Annotated in this window: 21 protein-coding genes; 16 read left to right on the forward strand and 5 right to left on the reverse strand. The window is 65.6% G+C overall.

The window, feature by feature from the left end; genetic code table 11:
- Nucleotides 1–14: 14 nt before the first annotated feature.
- From QCE83_RS00675 to QCE83_RS00685, 3 genes are read right to left on the reverse strand one after another with little or no spacing between them, the layout of a single operon-like run.
- Nucleotides 15–254 (reverse strand): helix-turn-helix domain-containing protein, encoded by a 240-nt coding sequence (locus tag QCE83_RS00675; RefSeq protein ID WP_404984104.1) that lies wholly within the window; start codon nucleotides 252–254, stop codon nucleotides 15–17.
- On the reverse strand, nucleotides 251–535 hold the full coding sequence (locus QCE83_RS00680; protein ID WP_309807050.1) for a type II toxin-antitoxin system RelE/ParE family toxin: 285 nt from the start codon (nucleotides 533–535) through the stop codon (nucleotides 251–253). The genes QCE83_RS00675 and QCE83_RS00680 overlap by 4 nt, the downstream gene beginning before the upstream one ends.
- Complete coding sequence (locus QCE83_RS00685) at nucleotides 525–716, reverse strand: antitoxin (RefSeq protein ID WP_309807051.1); 192 nt, start codon at nucleotides 714–716, stop codon at nucleotides 525–527. Before QCE83_RS00685 ends, QCE83_RS00680 begins: the two co-directional genes overlap by 11 nt.
- A 194-nt stretch (nucleotides 717–910) precedes the next feature.
- On the opposite strand from QCE83_RS00685, the gene QCE83_RS00690 reads away from it, so the two are divergent.
- The 10 genes from QCE83_RS00690 (at nucleotide 911) to QCE83_RS00735 (ending at nucleotide 9,713) form a co-directional block, all read left to right on the forward strand.
- Entirely contained in the window at nucleotides 911–2,038 is a 1,128-nt protein-coding gene (locus QCE83_RS00690; protein WP_309807052.1) for an ABC transporter permease, read from the forward strand.
- Between the two features lie 6 nt (nucleotides 2,039–2,044).
- Nucleotides 2,045–2,923, forward strand: a complete 879-nt coding sequence (locus QCE83_RS00695; RefSeq protein WP_309807053.1) for an ATP-binding cassette domain-containing protein — start codon at nucleotides 2,045–2,047, stop codon at nucleotides 2,921–2,923.
- Between the two features lie 54 nt (nucleotides 2,924–2,977).
- A complete protein-coding gene (locus QCE83_RS00700; RefSeq protein ID WP_309807054.1) occupies nucleotides 2,978–3,937 on the forward strand; it encodes an MlaD family protein in 960 nt (319 codons plus the stop codon).
- Nucleotides 3,938–3,950: 13 nt separating this feature from the next.
- Nucleotides 3,951–4,589: an ABC-type transport auxiliary lipoprotein family protein gene (locus QCE83_RS00705; protein WP_309807055.1), complete on the forward strand. Its 639-nt coding sequence runs from the start codon at nucleotides 3,951–3,953 to the stop codon at nucleotides 4,587–4,589.
- Nucleotides 4,590–4,638: 49 nt separating this feature from the next.
- Nucleotides 4,639–5,802, forward strand: coding sequence for a VanZ family protein (locus QCE83_RS00710; RefSeq protein ID WP_309807056.1), 1,164 nt, complete (start codon nucleotides 4,639–4,641; stop codon nucleotides 5,800–5,802).
- Nucleotides 5,803–5,878: 76 nt separating this feature from the next.
- Entirely contained in the window at nucleotides 5,879–6,208 is a 330-nt protein-coding gene (locus tag QCE83_RS00715) for a (2Fe-2S) ferredoxin domain-containing protein (RefSeq protein ID WP_309807057.1), read from the forward strand.
- Nucleotides 6,205–6,831 carry an alpha/beta hydrolase gene (locus QCE83_RS00720; protein ID WP_309807058.1) on the forward strand — a complete coding sequence of 209 codons (627 nt, stop codon included), beginning with the start codon at nucleotides 6,205–6,207 and terminating at the stop codon, nucleotides 6,829–6,831. Before QCE83_RS00715 ends, QCE83_RS00720 begins: the two co-directional genes overlap by 4 nt.
- A 405-nt stretch (nucleotides 6,832–7,236) precedes the next feature.
- Complete coding sequence (locus QCE83_RS00725; RefSeq protein ID WP_309807060.1) at nucleotides 7,237–8,439, forward strand: D-alanyl-D-alanine carboxypeptidase family protein; 1,203 nt, start codon at nucleotides 7,237–7,239, stop codon at nucleotides 8,437–8,439.
- A 27-nt stretch (nucleotides 8,440–8,466) separates the two neighbouring features.
- Nucleotides 8,467–9,378: a D-amino acid aminotransferase gene (locus tag QCE83_RS00730; protein WP_309807062.1), complete on the forward strand. Its 912-nt coding sequence runs from the start codon at nucleotides 8,467–8,469 to the stop codon at nucleotides 9,376–9,378.
- A gap of 11 nt (nucleotides 9,379–9,389) precedes the next feature.
- A complete protein-coding gene (locus QCE83_RS00735; protein ID WP_309807063.1) occupies nucleotides 9,390–9,713 on the forward strand; it encodes a DUF493 family protein in 324 nt (107 codons plus the stop codon).
- Here QCE83_RS00735 and QCE83_RS00740 read toward each other — a convergent pair.
- A complete protein-coding gene (locus QCE83_RS00740) occupies nucleotides 9,697–10,650 on the reverse strand; it encodes a transcriptional regulator GcvA (RefSeq protein WP_309807064.1) in 954 nt (317 codons plus the stop codon). The genes QCE83_RS00735 and QCE83_RS00740 overlap by 17 nt on opposite strands.
- Before the next feature lie 123 nt (nucleotides 10,651–10,773).
- On the opposite strand from QCE83_RS00740, the gene QCE83_RS00745 reads away from it, so the two are divergent.
- The 6 genes from QCE83_RS00745 to QCE83_RS00770 all read left to right on the forward strand — a co-directional run bounded on the left by QCE83_RS00745 (nucleotide 10,774) and on the right by QCE83_RS00770 (nucleotide 18,126).
- Nucleotides 10,774–11,100 (forward strand): DUF2917 domain-containing protein, encoded by a 327-nt coding sequence (locus tag QCE83_RS00745; protein WP_309807065.1) that lies wholly within the window; start codon nucleotides 10,774–10,776, stop codon nucleotides 11,098–11,100.
- Between the two features lie 88 nt (nucleotides 11,101–11,188).
- Nucleotides 11,189–11,980, forward strand: coding sequence for a lipoyl(octanoyl) transferase LipB (gene lipB, locus QCE83_RS00750; protein ID WP_309807066.1), 792 nt, complete (start codon nucleotides 11,189–11,191; stop codon nucleotides 11,978–11,980).
- A complete protein-coding gene (gene lipA, locus QCE83_RS00755; RefSeq protein WP_309807067.1) occupies nucleotides 11,977–12,978 on the forward strand; it encodes a lipoyl synthase in 1,002 nt (333 codons plus the stop codon). Before lipB ends, lipA begins: the two co-directional genes overlap by 4 nt.
- Before the next feature lie 454 nt (nucleotides 12,979–13,432).
- The gene (locus QCE83_RS00760; RefSeq protein ID WP_309807068.1) at nucleotides 13,433–14,722 is read left to right on the forward strand and encodes a dicarboxylate/amino acid:cation symporter; all 1,290 of its coding nucleotides are present in this window, start codon (nucleotides 13,433–13,435) and stop codon (nucleotides 14,720–14,722) included.
- Between the two features lie 54 nt (nucleotides 14,723–14,776).
- Nucleotides 14,777–16,759 (forward strand): ATP-binding protein, encoded by a 1,983-nt coding sequence (locus QCE83_RS00765; protein WP_404984105.1) that lies wholly within the window; start codon nucleotides 14,777–14,779, stop codon nucleotides 16,757–16,759.
- Between the two features lie 32 nt (nucleotides 16,760–16,791).
- Nucleotides 16,792–18,126 (forward strand): sigma-54 dependent transcriptional regulator, encoded by a 1,335-nt coding sequence (locus QCE83_RS00770; RefSeq protein ID WP_309807070.1) that lies wholly within the window; start codon nucleotides 16,792–16,794, stop codon nucleotides 18,124–18,126.
- A 56-nt stretch (nucleotides 18,127–18,182) separates the two neighbouring features.
- On the opposite strand, the gene QCE83_RS00775 is transcribed toward QCE83_RS00770, so the two are convergent.
- Complete coding sequence (locus QCE83_RS00775; RefSeq protein WP_309807071.1) at nucleotides 18,183–18,719, reverse strand: TlpA disulfide reductase family protein; 537 nt, start codon at nucleotides 18,717–18,719, stop codon at nucleotides 18,183–18,185.
- Between the last annotated feature and the right edge of the window lie 70 nt (nucleotides 18,720–18,789).

The following is an 18,789-nucleotide window of genomic DNA, read 5'->3' on the forward strand; positions in this document are numbered from 1 at the left end:
ACGGCCGGGAACGCTTAGACGAAAGCGATGTTCAATGTCTTGCCGCAGGCCGCCGCATACTTGCGGAGCGTGGCAATGGATGGCGAATGTGTTTCGCTGACCAGCAGGCTTTCGAGGCCCGCGACTGCCCACCCGGTCATGCCCATGCGTTCCCCGATCTGCGCTTGATCGAGACCGGCTTCCCGGCGAGCTTGCAGGAGAGCGTCGCGGACTTCATACCCAGCGTTCGAGATCTGATTTGTGAAGGCAGTCAAATTTCGTTCTCGCGGGGATAACGGATTCGGGCATGCAATACGTTCAGCACGGTGACGCGGTCGCTGACTCGATAAATCACAAGGTAATTCGGGTGGACGACCATTTCACGTGTGTTGGGAACGCGTCCACGGCGATAAATGTAAGGATTCTCTGCCAAGGTGATGACGGCTTCCCTGATCAATCCAACCAGGCTTTCAGCCGCCGCCGGGTCACGCTCTTCGATGTATTCGTAGATTTCCTTGAGCCGCCTGCGTGCGCGCGGCCTCCAGTCAACGAGCATGCCGAGCCTTGCGCTTCGCGGCGATCAATGCGTCCATGTCCGCGAACACCTCGTCGTGCGGAATGGACGGCGCGGCCTCCGCAAGTGAAGCCTCAATCTCCTCGCGGAACCATTTTTGATAGCGTTCGGCGTCCTCGAAGGACTCGAATTCAGAAATACGCGGATCCAGTTTTCCGTCCATGTCATGCACCCTCGAATTGGTGAAGCCATCATAGCGCGACGCCTTGAACGCATGGCAAGCCGAAAACTCCCAGTTTCACGTGCCTTGTGATGGGTGCCCGCAAACCCCCATCCAACCCCCATCCCACGCCCCCAAACCAACCTTCGCTACAATGTCCCTTCACCCTTAACCGCGTCTTACCGCGCCATCGATCCTTGGACTTCGACACGCCGCCGCGCCTGAGAGTGGAAGCCGGTCAGCAGGGCAAGGTGGTCCGGCTCTCGGGTCAGTGGACCGCGCTCGCGCTCGCGCGCGACCGGGCCAAGAGCGGCGTCACGCGGCGGCTGCGGGCCATCGGGCGGGAAGCGATCGGCGAATGGGACCTGCTGGCCATCGAGCGTCTCGATCACGTCGGCGGCCAGGCGCTCTGGCGCATCTGGGGGCGCAAGATGCCCGCCGCCATCGAACTCTCCGACACCCAGCGCGAAATCTTCGAGCGCGTCGCGCTGCTCGACGCCGAGCGCGAGGAGCCCGAACCGGTCCACCGCATCGATCCCGTCACGCGGCTCGGCCAGTTGATCTTCATGTTCTTCGACCACCTGCACGGCGGCCTCGCGATGTTCGGCGCCTTCGTGCTGGACCTGTTCGGTCTCGTGCGCCGTCCGCGCCGCATCCCGTGGACCGAAATCTCCGCCAACATCTACAGCGCCGGCGCCCAGGCGCTGCCGATCACCGCGCTCGTCGCGTTCCTGATCGGCATCGTGCTGAGCTATCTGTCCGCGCAGCAGCTGCGCGCGTTCGGCGCGAACCAGTACATCGTCAATATCCTCGGCCTCTCGGTGATCCGCGAACTCGGGCCGGTGCTCTCGGCCATTCTGGTCGCCGGCCGTTCGGGCTCCGCGATCACCGCGCAGATCGGCGTGATGCGCGTCACCGAGGAGCTCGACGCCATGCAGGTCATGGGCATCCCGCACGGCCTGCGGCTCGTGCTGCCGCGCGTGATCGCGCTCGGCGTCGCGATGCCGCTGCTCGTCATGTGGACCAACATCGTCGCGCTGCTGGGCGGCGCGCTCGCCGCGAAGCTCGTGCTGTCCATCGACATGAATTTCTTCATCCGCTCGCTGCCCTCCGTCGTGCCGATCGCCAATCTGTGGATCGGGCTCGGCAAGGGCGTCGTGTTCGGCATGCTGATTGCGCTGACCGCCTGCCACTTCGGTTTCCGCATCAAGGCGAATTCGCAGAGTCTCGGCGAAGGCACGACCACGTCGGTGGTGACGTCGATCACCGTGGTGATCCTCGCCGACGCCGTGTTCGCCATCCTGTTCCAGAACGTGGGGCTGTAGACGCACATGTCCACGACGCTCGCCACCGCCGTCCGCCATCAGCCGCCGCCCGTCATCGCGGAGCCGGTGATCGAAGTGCGCGACCTGACCAAGCGCTATGGCCGCACGGTCATCCACGAGCATCTGGACCTCGACGTGCGGCGTGGCGAAATCGTCGCGCTGCTGGGCGGCTCGGGTTCGGGCAAGACCACGCTCGTGCGGCAGATGCTCGGGCTCGAAGCGCCGACGTCGGGCACCATCCGCGTGCTCGGCGAAGAGTGGACGCGCATGGACGAAGACACCGCCAAGATGCTGCGCACGCGCTCGGGCATGATGTTCCAGCAGGGCGCGCTGTTCTCGTCGCTGACGGTGTACGACAACATCGCGCAGCCGTTCCGCGAACTCGGCAAGATTCCCGAGGACCTGATCCGCGAATTCGTGATGCTCAAGCTGGAGATGGTCGGGCTGTCGTGCAAGCACGCGACCAAGATGCCTTCGGCGCTGTCGGGCGGCATGGTCAAGCGCGTCGGCATCGCGCGCGCGATCGCGCTCGAGCCGGAACTGCTGTTTCTCGACGAACCCACGGCCGGCCTGGATCCGAAGGCCTCGGACGAGTTCGTCGATCTGATCGCCACGCTGCATCGCGCGCTCGGCCTGACCGTCGTGCTGGTCACGCACGATCTCGATACGATGGTGGCGCTGTCCACCCGCGTCGCCGTGCTGGCGGACAAGCATGTGCTCGTCGCGGCGCCGGTGGAGGAAGCCTGCGCGGTGGATCATCCGTTCATCCGCGAGTATTTTCTCGGGCGGCGCGGCCGCCGCGCGCTGCAGGCGCTGCCGCCGGAGCGCCGCGCGAAGCTGCCCGCGGCGGCGCTCGAGGACGCGCCGATCACCGTCAACAAGTAGCCGCATTACGCATGGACGAAGCCGGCGCCGCCGCGGAGTCAAAGGAACCTGCCGATGGAAAACAAATCACATGCGTTCTGGACCGGGCTGTTCACGATCGCCCTCGTGCTGGCCATCGCGTTCGCCGTGTTCTTCTTCAACGTGGACCGCACGGTGCGCGTGCCGTACGACCTGATCGCGCGCACCAACGTGACCGGCCTCTACACGGATGCCGCCGTGCGTTATCGCGGTCTGGGCGTGGGCAAGGTGCAGTCGATCAGCTTTGACAAGGCCCATCCGGGGCAGATCCGCATCCGCATTCTCGTCGACCAGAATGCGCCGATGACGCACTCGACCTTCGCCACGCTCGGCTTCCAGGGCGTCACGGGCATCGCCTTCGTGCAGCTGGACGACACCGGCAAGGACACGAGCCCGCTGGCGTCGTCGGCGCAGCACATTGCCGAAGTGCCGATGCATCCCGGCCTGTTCGAGCAGTTGCAGCAACGCGGGGACGTCATTCTGAAGCGCTTCGAACGCCTCTCCGAAGACGCCGACAAGTTCCTGTCCGACGACGTCCGCAACCAGTTGATGGCGACCACGAAGAGCCTGCAGGGCGCGGCCGACGGCATCGCGACGCTCGCGAGCCAGGTGCAGCCGGCGACGGCGCAACTGCCGCAGACGCTCAAGCAGCTCGACACCACACTGGCCTCGACCAATCAGCTGGTGCAGAACCTGAATCGCCCGGACGGTCCGCTCGTCACCAATCTGAACAAGGCGGGCAAGGCCGCCGAGGACGCGAGCGCCTCGCTCGCCGACATGAACGAATCGCTGCGTTTCGTCACGGCGCGGGTGGGTTTCGAGGCCTTGCCGCGCTTCTATTCCTTCAGCGACGACGTGAGCGCCGCCGCGCGTTCGGTGGACCGCGCCGCCGATGCCTTCAGCACCAATCCGCGCAGCGTGCTGTTCGGCGCGCCGAAGCAGGCGCCGGGACCGGGCGAAGCGGGGTTCACGTGGCCCGCGCAGCCCGCGCATTGAGTGAGAGAACGACATGCCAGACATCGACACGAAGACCGCCTGGGTGACTCGGCTGTGCATCGGCGCGTGCGCCTGCGTCACGCTGCTGGCGGGCTGCGCCTCGACGCCGGACGCGATGCCGAATGCCCGCTACGACCTGGGCGCGCTGCGGATCAGGAATGCGTCGGCGGGGGCGTTGCCGCTGCCGCCGGTCAAGGTGCTGGCCGTGGCCGCGCCGCGCAATCTCGAAACGGACGCGTTCGCCTATCGCCTGAGTTACGTCGACCCGCAGCGCATCGCCACTTATTCCGACAGCCACTGGACGATGCCGCCCGCGCGCCTGCTGACGCAGCGCCTGCGCGACGCGCTCGCGGCGCACGGTCCAATCCTGTCGGGCGCCGATCCGGTGCGCGCCGTGCCGCTGCTCGAAGTCGAGCTGACCCGCTTCGAACAGGACTTCGACGCGCCGGAGCAGAGCCATGGCGTCGTCGACGTGCGCGCGACGCTCACGCAGCAGGGCCGCGTGGTGGGCCAGCGCAGCTTCAGCGCCAGCGTGCCCGCGAGCAGTGCGAACGCGGCGGGCGGCGCGCAGGCGCTTGCGGCCGCCTCGGACGATGTGATCGCGCAGGTCTCCGCGTGGCTCGCCGCACAACCGCTCGCCGCCGCGCGATGACGCGCGGCGGTCCGCTCTTCCGCCCAGCACGGAGGCATCCGGGCGGCTCATGACGATCAAGCAATGGCAGCGCCGCCCGTCGGCGTTTTCCCGGCAGGCGCTCGCCGCGTATGCGGCGCTCGTCGTGTATGGCTCGCTGTATCCGTTTTCCGGCTGGCGTTCGCTCGGCCTGAGCCCGTTCGCCTATCTCACCGATCCGCTGCCGCAATACCTGACGGTCTTCGACGTCGTCACCAACGTGCTCGGCTACATGCCGCTCGGCGCGCTGATCGTGCTCGCGCTGTATCCGCGCTGGCGCGGCACGCTCGCGGTGGGCGCGGCGCTGGCGGGCGGCACGCTGCTGTCGGGCGCGATGGAAGCCATCCAGACCTATCTGCCGACGCGCGTCGCCTCGAACCTCGATCTCGCGGCCAACGCGTTCGGCGCGCTGCTCGGCGGCGTGCTGGCCGCGCCCGCCACGAGCGCGCTGCTCGACCGCGGCCTGCTGCGGCGCATCCGCTTCACCTGGTTCGAGCGCGACGCGGCCTATGTGATCGGGCTGACGGCGCTGTGGCCGTTCGCGGCGATGTTTCCGGCGCCCTATCTGTTCGGCGGCGGCGATCTGCCGCGCGTGCTGTGGGACACGCTCGATCCGGCGATGCAGGACGCGATCCTCGCGTGGACGCCCGTCGCCTGGGACGTGGAAAGCTGGCCGGACCGGCTCGGCGCGCTGCTGCCCGACGACGCCTGGGAAGCGCTGATCACGTCGAGCAGCCTGTTCGGCGCGCTCGTGCTGGCGACGCTGCTGACGCGCACCCGTGCGCCACGCATGCGCCTGATGCTGGGCCTCGTCGCGCTGACGCTGTTCGCGAAGGCGGGCGCGACCTTCCTGCAGTCGCGCGCCGGCCTCACGTTCGACTGGGCCACCGACGGCGCGCTCGAAGGCGTCGCCATCGCGATGCTGGCCGCGCTGCTCTCGGTGTCGCTGCCGCGCGGCCTGCGCGCGGCGCTCGCCGGGGCGGCGCTGCTGATGTCGCTCGTGCTCGTCAACCTGCTGCCGGTGAATCCGTACTTCGATATCGTCCTCGCCGACTGGCGGCAGGGCCGCTATGTGCATTTCAACGGGCTGGCGCACTGGCTGTCGTGGGTGTGGCCGTACGCGGCGCTCGGCTGGCTCGCGTCGGCGGCGGAGCATGCTTGGCTCGCGCGGCGGCGGGCACAGCGCGGGCGTTGAGCTTGCGTGAAACCGCCCGGAGCGGGCACGAACATCGCTGGCTATAATCGGCCGATACTCTCAGCGTGCCAGACTCATGGATTCCTTCTACAAGTATCACGTGTTCTTCTGCCTGAACCAGCGCGAAGCAGGCGCCGCGCGGCCGAGCTGCGCCAACTGCAACGCGCAGTCCATGCAGGAATATGCCAAGAAGCGCGTCAAGAAACTGGGCCTCGCGGGCGAAGGCCAGGTGCGCATCAACAAGGCGGGCTGCCTCGACCGCTGCGAGCTGGGTCCGGTCGTGGTCGTATATCCGGAAGGCACGTGGTACACGTATGTCGATGAAACCGATATCGACGAAATCGTGGACTCGCATCTGGCCAACGGCAAGATCGTCGAACGCCTGCTGATCGATCAACCGGCATGAACGCGCAAACCGAGAAGTTCCTGATCGACGGACCGGTCGGCAAGATCGAATGCGCGCTCGACCAGCCGGACACGGCGCCGCGGGGCATCGCGCTCGTGGCGCACCCGCATCCGCTGTTCGGCGGCACCATGGACAACAAGGTCGCGCAGACGCTCGCGCGCACCTTCGTGCAGCTCGGCTATACCACCTACCGTTCGAACTTTCGCGGCGTCGGGCAGACGGGCGGCGAGCACGACAACGGCATCGGCGAACAGGACGATTTGCTCGCGCTGATCGACCACATGCGCGCGCAGCCCGGCCAGTCCGACGTGCCGATCGTCCTCGCGGGCTTTTCCTTCGGCACCTTCGTGCTGTCTCATGTGGCAAAGCGTCTGCTCGAAGCGGGCAAGCCGATTGAACGCATGGTGTTCGTCGGCACGGCGGCGAGCCGCTGGGAAGTCGCGCCGGTGCCGGAGAGCACGCTGGTGATCCACGGCGAAGTGGACGACACCGTGCCCATCCAGTCGGTCTACGACTGGGCGCGGCCGCAGGAATTGCCGGTGGTCGTGATCCCCGGCGGCGAGCACTTCTTCCATCGCAAGCTGCATATCCTCAAGCGCGTGATCGTCGACGCCTGGCGCTGATCGTCCTTTCCTGCGATGCACCCGCGAGCCCTGCCGCGCAGGGTTCGAAACACTCGAAAAACGCCGAAGCCGCCCCGGAAAAACGTTAAAACACGCGGCCGGCACGCAGATTCGAAGGAAGACGCAAGCAGCCCGCGCGTATAATGGCGCAGAATTTTTTCGCTGCTCCCGGCCGCACGACGCCTTCCGGCGCGCGTCGCGGCCTTCGGGAACACCGGCTCCCGAGAACCGATTTCGCTTCCGTCTGTCGAACGAGCGCTTTTTGCCGCAGCGCCGCTGCCATGGCCGCTGTCATCGCGAAAGGCCCGACCAACAGCGACGGTCTGCCTGTTCAACCCGTGCTTCGCCGATCATCCGATCCCCGATCGCCATCGTCGCAGCCTGCTTTTTCCGCCGATCGATCCTATGCGCTTTGTCCCTTCCGGTCTGTCTCTTCCGTCTGTCTCCGTTGCCACGAAAGCCGCTCTCGTCCTGCCCGCCGTGCTGGCCGCGGCGAGCGCGTACGCGCAGGTCCCGCCGCCCGATGTGACGGCGAACTCGTGGGTGCTCGTCGACGCCACCAGCAACCAGGTGCTCGCGTCCGGCAATCCCGACGAACGTGTCGAGCCCGCTTCGCTCACGAAGCTGATGACCGCCTACCTCGTCTTCGACGCGCTCAAGGCGAAGAAGATCAACATGGACCAGACCGTCATGCCGAGCGAGGCCGTGCGCCGCGTGAAGACCGACGAGTCGCGCATGTTCATCGAGGCGAACAAGCCGGTCACCGTGCACGATCTCGTGTACGGCATGATCGTGCAGTCGGGCAATGATGCGGCCATCGCGCTGGCGGAACTGGTCGGCGGCAGCGAGAGCAACTTCGTGCAGCTGATGAACGCCACGGCGAAGCGCATCGGCATGACGCACACCAACTATGCCGACGTGAACGGCATGCCGGACGCGCAGCACTACACGACCGCCGGCGACCTCGCGCTGCTGTCGGCGCGCCTGATCCGCGACTTCCCCGAGTACTACAGCATCTTCTCGGTAAAGGACTTCACCTACAACAAGATCAAGCAGCCGAACCGCAACCGCCTGCTGTGGCTCGATCCGACCGTCGACGGCCTGAAGACCGGCCACACGAAGGCCGCCGGCTACTGCCTGATCGCTTCGGCGAAGCGTCCGCTGGCGGGCGTCCCCGATGCGAGCCGCCGTCTGGTGTCGGTGATGATGGGCGAGCCGAAAGAACACAACCGGGTGCAGGACAGCCTGAAGATGCTCAACTACGGCTACACCGCGTATGACGCGCTGCGCCTGTACAAGGCGGATCAGGTGATCGCGTCGCCGCGCGTCTACAAGGGTTCGGCCAACAACGTGCAGGCCGGCGTGACGACGGATCAGTACATCACCGTGCCCAAGGGCCTCGGCGACAAGGTCAAGCCGACCGTCACGCAGGACCAGCTGATCGTCGCGCCGATCAAGAAGGGCCAGCAGATCGGCTCGGTGAAAATGATGGCCGACGGCAAGGAAGTCGCGCAGTTCCCGCTGGTCGCGCTGCAGGACGTGCCGGAAGCCGGCATGGTCGGCCGTCTGTGGGATTCGGCGCTGCTGTGGTGGCAAAAGCGCAAGTAAAGCCGGAACGAACGAGGAGCGGTATCGATGAGCCAGTCTGACGATTTCGATCCGACGGTGTACCTGAACGGCGCATGGGGCCCGCTTTCCGAAGCGCGCATTCCCGTGCTCGACCGGGGTTTCATCTTCGGCGACGGCGTCTATGAAGTCGTGCCGCTCTACGCGCAGGCCGAAGGTCCGCGCCTGCCGTTCAGGCTGAAGCAGCATCTCGCGCGGCTCGAGCGCAGCCTGGGCAAGATCCGCATCGGCAATCCGTTCGACGAAGCGGGCTGGCGCGTGCTGATCGACCGCGTGGTTGCCGAGAATCCGGGCGAGGGCGATGCGCTCGTCTATATCCAGGTGACGCGCGGCGTTGCCAAGCGGCGCGGCCATGCGTTCCCGGCGGGCATCACGCCGACCGTGTTCGTCATGCTCGGCAAGCTCGTGTTCCCGAGCGCGGCCGAACGCGCGCAAGGCGCCGTGGCCGTGACCGCCGAGGACAAGCGCTGGCTGCATTGCGACATCAAGTCGACCTCGCTGCTCGGCAACGTGCTGATGGCGCAGCACGCGGCCGAACACGATGCGCTGGAAACCATCCAGCTGCGCGACGGGCTGCTGACCGAAGGCTCGTCGTCGAACGTGTGGATCGTGAAGCAGGGTGTGCTGCTGGGCGCGCCGCGCGGGCCGCGCATTCTGGAAGGCATCCGCTACAGCCTGATCGAGACGCTGGCGAAGGACGCCGGCATTGCCTTCGAGGAGCGCGACATCAGCGAAGCCGAACTGCGTTCCGCCGATGAAATCATGATCAGCTCCGCGACCAAGGAAGTGATGCCGGTCACGACGCTGGACGGAGCGCGCGTCGGCGACGGCCGTCCCGGTCCGGTCTATGCTGCGTTGTATGAGGCCTACCAGCGGGCCAAGGCGCGCGAATTCGCCGACGAGGCGCCGCGCGCGAAGTGAAGGAGAACATCATGTCCGATACGAAACCAGACTCGAAGCCCCAAGCCACTGATCCCACCGACTCCGCCGCGCACAGCGCCGACGAGCTGTTCGACTTCCCGTGCGACTTCCCGATCAAGGTGATGGGCAAGTCGCATCCCGAGTTCCAGGACACGATCGTCAACGTGCTGAAGCAGTTCGACCAGGACTTCGATGCCTCGCGCGTCGAGACCCGGCCGTCGTCGGGCGGCAATTACACGGGCCTCACCTGCACGGTGAAGGCACAGAATCGCGCCCATCTCGACGACATCTATCGCGCGCTGACCGGCCATCCGATGGTCAAGATAGTGCTTTGAGCTTGCCGGCGGGGGCGTCGCAAACAGCGGGCGTGCGCTCGTAGAGCTGCCTGAACTGCTCGGCCTCGTCGAACACCCAGTTCCTGAATGCCTGCACCCGCGCCGTTTCGAGCAGCGCGGGCGGGCACACGAAGAAATACTTCCACGGGCTCGGTCCGTCCACGTTGAACAGGCGCACGAGCCGTCCCGCGAGAATCTCCTGCATCGACAGCGAACGGCGCACGAGTGCGATGCCCTGACCGTCGATTGCCGCCTGCAGCAGATTCGACGAATCCTCATACAGTACGCCACGCTTCGGCTCCGCGAGGTCGGTGAGCCCGGCCGCGTCGAACCATGGCCGCCACAGTTCTTCATCCGAGCGCAGCAGCGGCAGGCTGGCCAGATCGGCCGGCACGCGCGGCAGGTCGCCGCCGCGGAAGTTCGGCGAGCACGCCGGAAAGAACACTTCGTCCAGCAGTTCCTCCGTGTGGATGCCGGCGTACTTGCCGTAGCCGAAGCGGATCGCGACGTCCACGTCGTCGCGGTTGAAGTCGGTGAGCGCGTTCGTCGACAGCAGTTCGAGGTCGATCTCCGGATGCTTTTCGATGAAGCGGCCCACGCGCGGCGTCAGCCAGCGCGCCGCGAACGACGACAGCATCGACACGATCAGCCGCCGGTCGCGGTCGCCGGAGCGGATGCGGCGGGTGGATTCCGCCAGCGCGAGCAGCGCCGCGCGCACTTCGGCGGCGTACTGCCGGCCGCGATCCGTGAGCCGCACGCGCTTGCCGTCGCGGGCAAACAGCGGTACGCCAAGCTCGGCCTCCAGCGCGCGAATCTGATGACTGACGGCGCCGTGCGTGACGAAGAGGTCGTCGGCGGCGCGGGAAAAACTCTCGTGACGCGCGGCGGTCTCGAAGGCGCGCAGGGCGTTCAACGCAGGAAGCTGTCGCAGGTCCATATGCAGGGTCGCCGGGTCCGTTGTCAAATTGGCTCACATAGCGGTGAAAATTGATCGTTTTGCCTGATGCCTTGCCACGCCTAGGATTGTAGTCATCGAAACGTTCCTTTGGCGGAGTCGGTCATGCGAGAAATTTCAACAAGCGTCACCTTCGAAATCAAGCCCGGCGAAACCGTGCCGATGCGCATTGCCCGCGGCACACGCCTCGCGGTGCAGGGCAACGCCGTCTGGGCGACGCGCAGCAACGACATCGACGACTACTGGCTCGAACCCGGCGACAGCCTGAAGCTGCGCGAACGCGAGCGGCTCTGGCTGTCGGTGGAGGGCACACAGCCGGCGTACGTCGTCTTCACGATCGTGCCGCGTTGCGATGAACGCGCTATCCAGTGGCTGTCGGCAGGCATCGAAAGGCTCGCGCAGCGTTTCCGGTCCGGCTGGCGCACCGTCTGAGCGTGCTGCAACTATTCGGTTTTGTCATCGCAAGCATGCGAATTCACCATCGGCGGGCATGATCCACTTTCGGTAAACTACCGGGATCATGTCCGCCACACCGCTCGCCCTCCCACAAGACACAGCCGACACGTCCGACACCGCCCTCGATGCCGGTGAATGGCCGGTCACGCTGCGCTGGCTGGGGCTCGAATCCTACGATCACAGCTTCGACGCGATGCGCGTGTTCACCGACGCCCGCACGCCCGACACGCCCGACGAAATCTGGCTCGTCGAGCATCCGCCGGTGTTCACGCTCGGCCTCGCAGGCAATCCCGCGCACTTGCTGCTCGCCGACAGCGGCATTCCGCTCGTCAAGGTGGATCGCGGCGGACAGATCACGTATCACGGCCCGGGGCAGGTGGTGGCCTATCTGCTGATCGATCTGCGCCGGCGCAAGCTGATGGTGCGCGAGCTGGTGCGGCGCATCGAGGAAGCCGTGATCGAAACGCTCGCGACGTATAATCTCGCGACCGACCGCAAGGCCGGCGCGCCCGGCATCTATGTGGCGCAGCCCTCCGGACGTCCGGAGGCGCAGGGCGCGAACGGTCGTCTGCACGAACAGCACGCACTGCATGAGGGCGCGAAGATCGCGGCGCTCGGACTCAAGATTCGCAACGGCTGCAGCTACCACGGCGTGAGCCTGAATGTGAACATGGACCTGCAGCCCTTTCTCGCGATCAACCCGTGCGGCTACGCGGGGCTCGAAACGGTCGACATGGCGACGCTCGGCGTCGCGGCCGACTGGCGCGACGTAGCCTTTACGCTGGCCGAACGGCTGGCGCATCAAATCGGCGGCCTCCCCGCATTTGCCGCTGCAACCACCGGATCGACCGAATGACTGACGCAACCGCAAACCTGGCCGGCGACACCGCCGCTGCTTCGGCCTCTCCCGCGCCCTACGACGCCACCGCGAAGCAGAAGGCGCAGGCCAAGACCTCGCGCATTCCGATCAAGGTGATCCCGATCGAGAAGCTCAAGAAGCCGGAATGGATCCGCGTGCGCACAGCGACCGGCAATTCACGCTTCAACGAGATCAAGCAGATCCTGCGCGAACACAACTTGCACACGGTGTGCGAAGAGGCGAGCTGCCCGAACATCGGCGAATGCTTCGGCAAGGGCACCGCGACCTTCATGATCATGGGCGACAAGTGCACGCGCCGCTGCCCGTTCTGCGACGTCGGTCACGGCCGCCCGGATCCGCTCGATGCCGACGAACCGGCGAACCTCGCCCGCACCATCGGCGCGCTGAAGCTGAAGTACGTGGTGATCACGTCGGTGGATCGCGACGATCTGCGCGATGGCGGCGCGGCGCACTTCGTCGAATGCATCCGGCAGGTGCGGGAGCAGTCGCCGGACACGCGCATCGAAATTCTCACGCCGGACTTCCGCGGCCGCCTGGATCGCGCGATCAACATCCTGACCGCCGCGCCGCCCGACGTGATGAACCACAACCTCGAAACCGTGCCGCGCCTGTACAAGGAAGCGCGTCCGGGCTCGGACTATCACCATTCGCTCAAGCTGCTGAAGGACTTCAAGGCGCTGCATCCGGAAGTAGCGACGAAGTCGGGCCTGATGGTCGGACTGGGCGAGACGGAAGAGGAAATCCTCCAGGTGATGCGCGACCTGCGCGCGCACGACGTGGACATGCTGACAATCGGCCAGTATCTGCAACCGTCGGAGCATCACTTGCCGGTGCGCGCATACGTGCATCCGGACACGTTCAAGATGTACGAGGAAGAGGCCTACAAGATGGGCTTCACGCATGCGGCGGTCGGCGCGATGGTGCGGTCGAGCTATCACGCAGATTTGCAGGCGCATGGGGCAGGCGTGGTTTAAGGCTCTTTCTGCGCTTCGGGAGAAACCCACGGGAAACCGTGGGTTTTTTGTTTGTGTGGAGGAAGCCCGGCACGCAACGCATTTGACCGTTGAATCCTGTCCGGATCGCCGGACGCCTTGATTCCGGATTTCCGGAATCCCGGATTCCGCGCACGGCGCATCCAAAAATAAACGATAGAAATCAGCGGCTTATCGAAGAATCAATCCTGGCATCACCCTTGCAATCAGAAAGGCACGGCCCATGAGCCGCCCATAAAAGTCAAGGAGACAAGCCGATGACCCCTCTCGCATCCCAACGTCCCTGAATCCGTCGACGAAGCGGCTAAACGCCCTTGCGGCGCGATTCACCTGGCGCATCCCTCGAAGCATCACCGCGCACGGACGAATCCTCCCGCACGTCACGCTCGCCGCTGGCTGACTTCCCGCCAACTGCTGGTTATTGCCTGGAAACATCGTGAAAAAACCTCTCCATAAAATCCTGTACGTGCAGGTGATCGTGGCCATCATCATCGGCATCGCGCTCGGGCACTTCTATCCCGCGCTCGCCACCGACATGAAGCCGCTCGGCGACGCTTTCATCAAGCTCATCAAGATGGTGATCGGTCCGATCATCTTCTGTACCGTCGTGACCGGCATCGCCGGCATGGAAGACATGAAGAAGGTGGGACGCGTCGGCGGCAAGGCGCTGCTGTACTTCGAAATCGTCTCGACTTTCGCGCTGATCCTCGGCCTCGCCGCGACGCATCTGCTGCGTCCGGGCGTCGGCTTCAACGTCGATCCGGCCACGCTCGACCACAAGGCCGTCGATTCCTTCGCGACCAAGGCGCACGGCCAGAGCACCGTCGACTTCTTCATGCACATCATCCCGGACACGCTGGTCTCGGCGTTCTCGCAAGGTGAAATCCTGCAGATCCTGCTGATCGCGCTGCTGTTCGGCGCGGTGCTGACGCACGTCGGCGAGCGCGGCAAGGTGGTGACGAACTTCATCGAAGGTCTGTCGAGCATTCTGTTCGGCATGGTCGGCATCATCACGAAGCTCGCGCCGATCGGTGCGTTCGGTGCGATGGCGTTCACCATCGGCAAGTACGGCATCGGTTCGCTGCTGCCGATGCTCAAGCTCATCGGCACCTTCTATCTCACCTCGATCGTGTTCGTGGTCTTCGTGCTCGGCGCCATCGCCCGCATGGTCGGCTTCAACATCCTGAAGTTCGTTGCGTACATCAAAGAAGAGATGCTGATCGTGCTCGGCACGTCGTCGTCGGAAGCCGCGCTGCCGCAACTGATGCTCAAGCTCGAAAAGCTCGGCTGCTCGCGTTCGGTGGTGGGACTCGTCGTGCCGACCGGCTACTCGTTCAACCTCGACGGCACCAACATCTACATGACGATGGCCGTGCTGTTCATCGCCCAGGCCACCAACACGGATCTCTCGTGGGGCCAGCAATTGACGCTGCTCGCGGTGACCATGCTGACCTCGAAGGGCGCGAGCGGCGTGACCGGCGCGGGCTTCATCACGCTGGCGGCGACGCTGGCCGTCGTGCCGACCATTCCGCTCGCGGGCATGGTGCTGATTCTCGGCATCGACCGCTTCATGTCGGAGTGCCGCGCGCTGACGAACATCGTCGGCAACGGCGTGGCGACGGTGGTCGTGTCGGCATGGGAAAAGGAGCTCGACCGCAGCAAGCTGAAAGCGGCCTTGTCCCGTGACGTCGACGTGACCGACGTCGAAGAAGCGAAGTCCGTCTAAGCCGGCCCAGGCGCGTCTGGCATTCCAGGCCTCCTTCCTCCGGACGACATCATCATGCAAGCGGCGAAGCCTCACTCCACGAGCGCTTCGCCGCTGTCGTCTGCGGGTCCGGAACTCGCCGGCGCGTATGCCACAATGGTTGATCCTCTTTCGCGGGACTCAGCCCACGTGACGCGCCGCATCCTCGTGTTCTTCGTGCTTTTCGCGGCGCTCATGGCGTGCTGCGCGCTCACGTGGCACGTGGCCTGGCAACGCGGCACCGACGAATTGCGGCTGAATGCGGCCGCGCGCGTCGATCGCACCACCAATACCCTCAAGAGCACGCTCGACCGCTACGAATACCTGCCGTACCTGCTGTCGCGGCATCCGGTCGTGCAGGAGGTGCTCGATCATCCCGATGCGGCGCGCGTCGAACGTGCCGACCGCTATCTCGAAGACCTCAACGCGCGCGCGCACGCCACCGTCACCTATCTGATCCGCGCCAACGGCATCTGCGTGGCCGCCAGCAACTGGCACGGGGCCGACAGTTTCGTCGGCGTGGACTACAACTTCCGGCCGTATTTCATCGATGCGATGAAGGGCGGCGTCGGCCGCTTCTTCGGCATCGGCACCATCTCGACCGAACCCGGCTACTACATCTCGCAGCCGGTGTATCGCGAAGGCACGAAGGACGTCATCGGCGTCGTGGTCGTGAAGCTCAATCTGGAGTGGCTGCAAGGCGCGGATGCCTCGGAGCCGCTCATCGTCACCGACGATCACGGCGTCATCTTTCTTTCGTCGGTGCCGGGCTGGAAGTACCACACGGTGCGGCCGCTGCCGCAGAACGTCGAGGCCTCGGTGTACGCGACGCGCCAGTACGCGCAGCAGGCCATCACGCCGCTGCCGCTCAGCATCGTGAAGACGCTCGAAGGCGGCGCGCAGATCGTGCGCGTGGGCGGAGGCCGCAATGCGCCGGCGTTCCTCGCGACCCATCGTTCGATCGGCGAGCCCGACTGGCAGCTCATCACAATGGCCGCGCTCGATCCCGTCGAAAGCGCCGCGCAGAACGCGGTGATCGTCACGGCGCTCGTGTTCGTCTCGCTATGTCTGCTCGCGTTCTACTGGCGCATGCGGCGCGCGCGCGTGCGCGAGATGATCCGCAGCCGCGGACTGCTGCAGACCGCTTATGCCGAACTGAACCAGCGCGTCGCGGAACGCACGGCGGACCTCTCGCAGGCCAACGCGCAACTGACGAAGGAAGTAGCCGAGCGCACGCGCGCGGAACAGGACCTGCGCGCCGCCCACGACGAGCTTATCCAGGCGAGCAAGCTCGCCGCGCTCGGCCAGATGGCGGCGGGCATCACGCATGAACTGAATCAGCCGCTTGCCGCGTTGCGCAGCTTTTCCGACAACACCCGCGTGCTGATCGAACGGGGCGAGCAGGTGGCGGCACGCGAGAATCTCGAAGCGATCGCCGCGCTGACGGAGCGCATGGGCAACATCACGAACCAGCTCAAGCTGTTCGTGACCAAGGCGCGGCCGAAGAACGCACGCGCCGACGTGGCGCGCGCGCTGCGCAACGTGTTCTCGATGCTGCGTCCGCGCATGAAGCACGTCACGGTCGACATCGCCCCGGAACTCGACGGCGACGGCCCGCCGCTGTTCGTGCGCTGCGAGGACCTGCGGCTGGAGCAGGTGCTGATCAATCTGGTCGGCAACGCGCTGGACGCGGTGGCGTCGTGCGACCGGCCGCGCATCGTCATCGAGCTCGATGCGCGCGCCGAGTCGATCGAACTCACGGTGCGCGACAATGGTCCCGGCATTCCCGCCGACGCCCTGCCGCGCCTCTTCGAGCCGTTCTTCACGACCAAGGAAATGGGCCAGGGGCTGGGCCTCGGCCTGGCGATTTCATCGGCGATCGCGCGCGATTACGGCGGCACGCTGGCCGCGCGCAATCGCGAGGCGCCGATCGTCGCGGACGGTCCCGAGGGCGGCACGCAGGCCGATGCCGATCATTCGCATGGCGCGGAGTTCGTGCTGACGCTGCGGCGCGCGTGAGCGTGCCGCGCAATCTCTAGCTGGAGCAAGACATGACCACCGGTTTGCAGGTGATCTTCATTGAAGACGACGAACTCGTGCGGCGCGCCAGCGTGCAGAGTCTGCAACTCGCGGGCTTCGACGTGACCGGGCACGGCAGCGTCGAGGCTGCGGAGCGCCTGATCGTCGCGAACTTTCCCGGCGTGATCGTCAGCGACATTCGCCTGCCGGGCGCAAGCGGTCTCGACCTGCTCGCGCAATGCCGCGAGCGCGCGCCGGAAGTGCCGGTGATTCTCGTCACCGGTCACGGCGACATTTCGATGGCCGTGCAGGCGATGCGCGATGGCGCCTACGATTTCATCGAGAAGCCATTCGCCTCCGAGCGCCTGATCGAAGCGGTGCGCCGCGCGCTGGAGCGGCGTTCGCTGGTGCTCGAAAACCAGGCGCTGCGGCGCGAGCTGGCGGGACAGAGCCGCATCATCGGGCGCAGTCCGGCGATCGGACAGGTGCGCCAGCTGATCGCGAACATCGCGCCGACGGACGCGTCCGTGCTCATCAACGGCGATACCGGCGCGGGCAAGGAGCTGATCGCGCGCAGCCTGCACGAGATGTCGCCGCGTCGCGACAAGCCCTTCATCGCGGTGAATTGCGGCGCGTTGCCGGAGCAGATGTTCGAGTCGGAGATGTTCGGCTACGAGGCAGGCGCCTTCACGGGCGCGCAGAAGCGGCGTATCGGCAAGCTGGAAGCCGCCTCGGGCGGCACGCTGTTTCTCGACGAAATCGAAAGCATGCCGCTCTCGCTGCAAGTGAAGCTGCTGCGCGTGCTGCAGGACGGCGTGCTGGAGCGGCTCGGCTCGAACCAGCCGGTGCGAGCGAACCTGCGCGTCATCGCGGCGGCGAAGGGCGACATGAACGAACTCGTCGCCGACGGCACGTTCCGGCGCGACTTGCTGTACCGGCTGAACGTCGTGACCATCACGCTGCCGCCGCTCAACGAACGGCGCGAGGACATCGTGCCGCTGTTCGAGCATTTCCTGCTCGATGCCGCCGTGCGCTACGAGCGGCCCGCTCCGCTCATCACGGATCGGCAGCGCGCGGAACTGATGCAGCGCGACTGGCCCGGCAACGTGCGCGAGCTGCGCAACGCGGCGGACCGCATGGTGCTGGGCATTCTCGACGACGGCGGCGCGGCCGCGCTGGAACCGTCGACGCAATCGCTGAAGGAGCGCACCGAGTTGTTCGAACGCGCGGTGATCACGGAAGCGCTGGAGCATTGCGGCGGCGTGGTCGCAGTGGCGGCGGACCGGCTGCAACTCGGCAAGGCGACGCTCTACGAGAAGATCAAGCGGTATGGGATCGTCGTGAAAGGGGAGGCGGCGGAGCGCTGAAATGAAAAACGCCCGCTGGACTTCAGCGGGCGTCGCATGTCAGGCGGTGGCTCTGCTCAGGCTGCGCTGAGCGCCTTGTCGAGCAGTTGATCCAGTTCCGCGAAAGTCGGCTCGCCGACATAGCGCTTGAGGATCTTGCCGTTCTTGTCGATGACGAAGGTGGTCGGCGTCAATTGCACATTGCCGAACTGCTTGGCGACGCTGCCGTCGTCCATCGCCACCTTGAACGGCAGATTGCGCGTCTGCGCGTAGTTGGTCACGTACATCGGCGCGTCGTAGTTCATCGCGACCGCGACGAATTCCAGTCCCCGTCCCTTGAACTTGTTATACGTGTTGATCATGTCGGGCATTTCCTTCATGCAGGTCTCGCAGCTCGTCGCCCAGAAGTTGACGAGATAGACCTTGCCTTTCAGATCGCCCTGAGTGGAAACCTTCTGCCCGGACAGCAGCGTGAAGGTCGCGTCCGGCACCTTCTGCTGGCCGCCGAAGGCGAAATAGCCGGTGCCGGCGATGACGCCCGCGACGAGCGCCATCGCGATATAGCGCAGCGGGCCTTTGGCGCGCCTGGATGAGTCTTGCGTGGCTTGGGACATGTGAACCTCGGATTGCCGGAAACGGCGCCGGAGACAGGCGCGGCCGCACGGGGAAGTGCTGCGTATTCTA

The organism is Caballeronia sp. LZ034LL (genome assembly GCF_031451215.1).
In the GTDB taxonomy this organism is placed as follows: domain Bacteria; phylum Pseudomonadota; class Gammaproteobacteria; order Burkholderiales; family Burkholderiaceae; genus Caballeronia.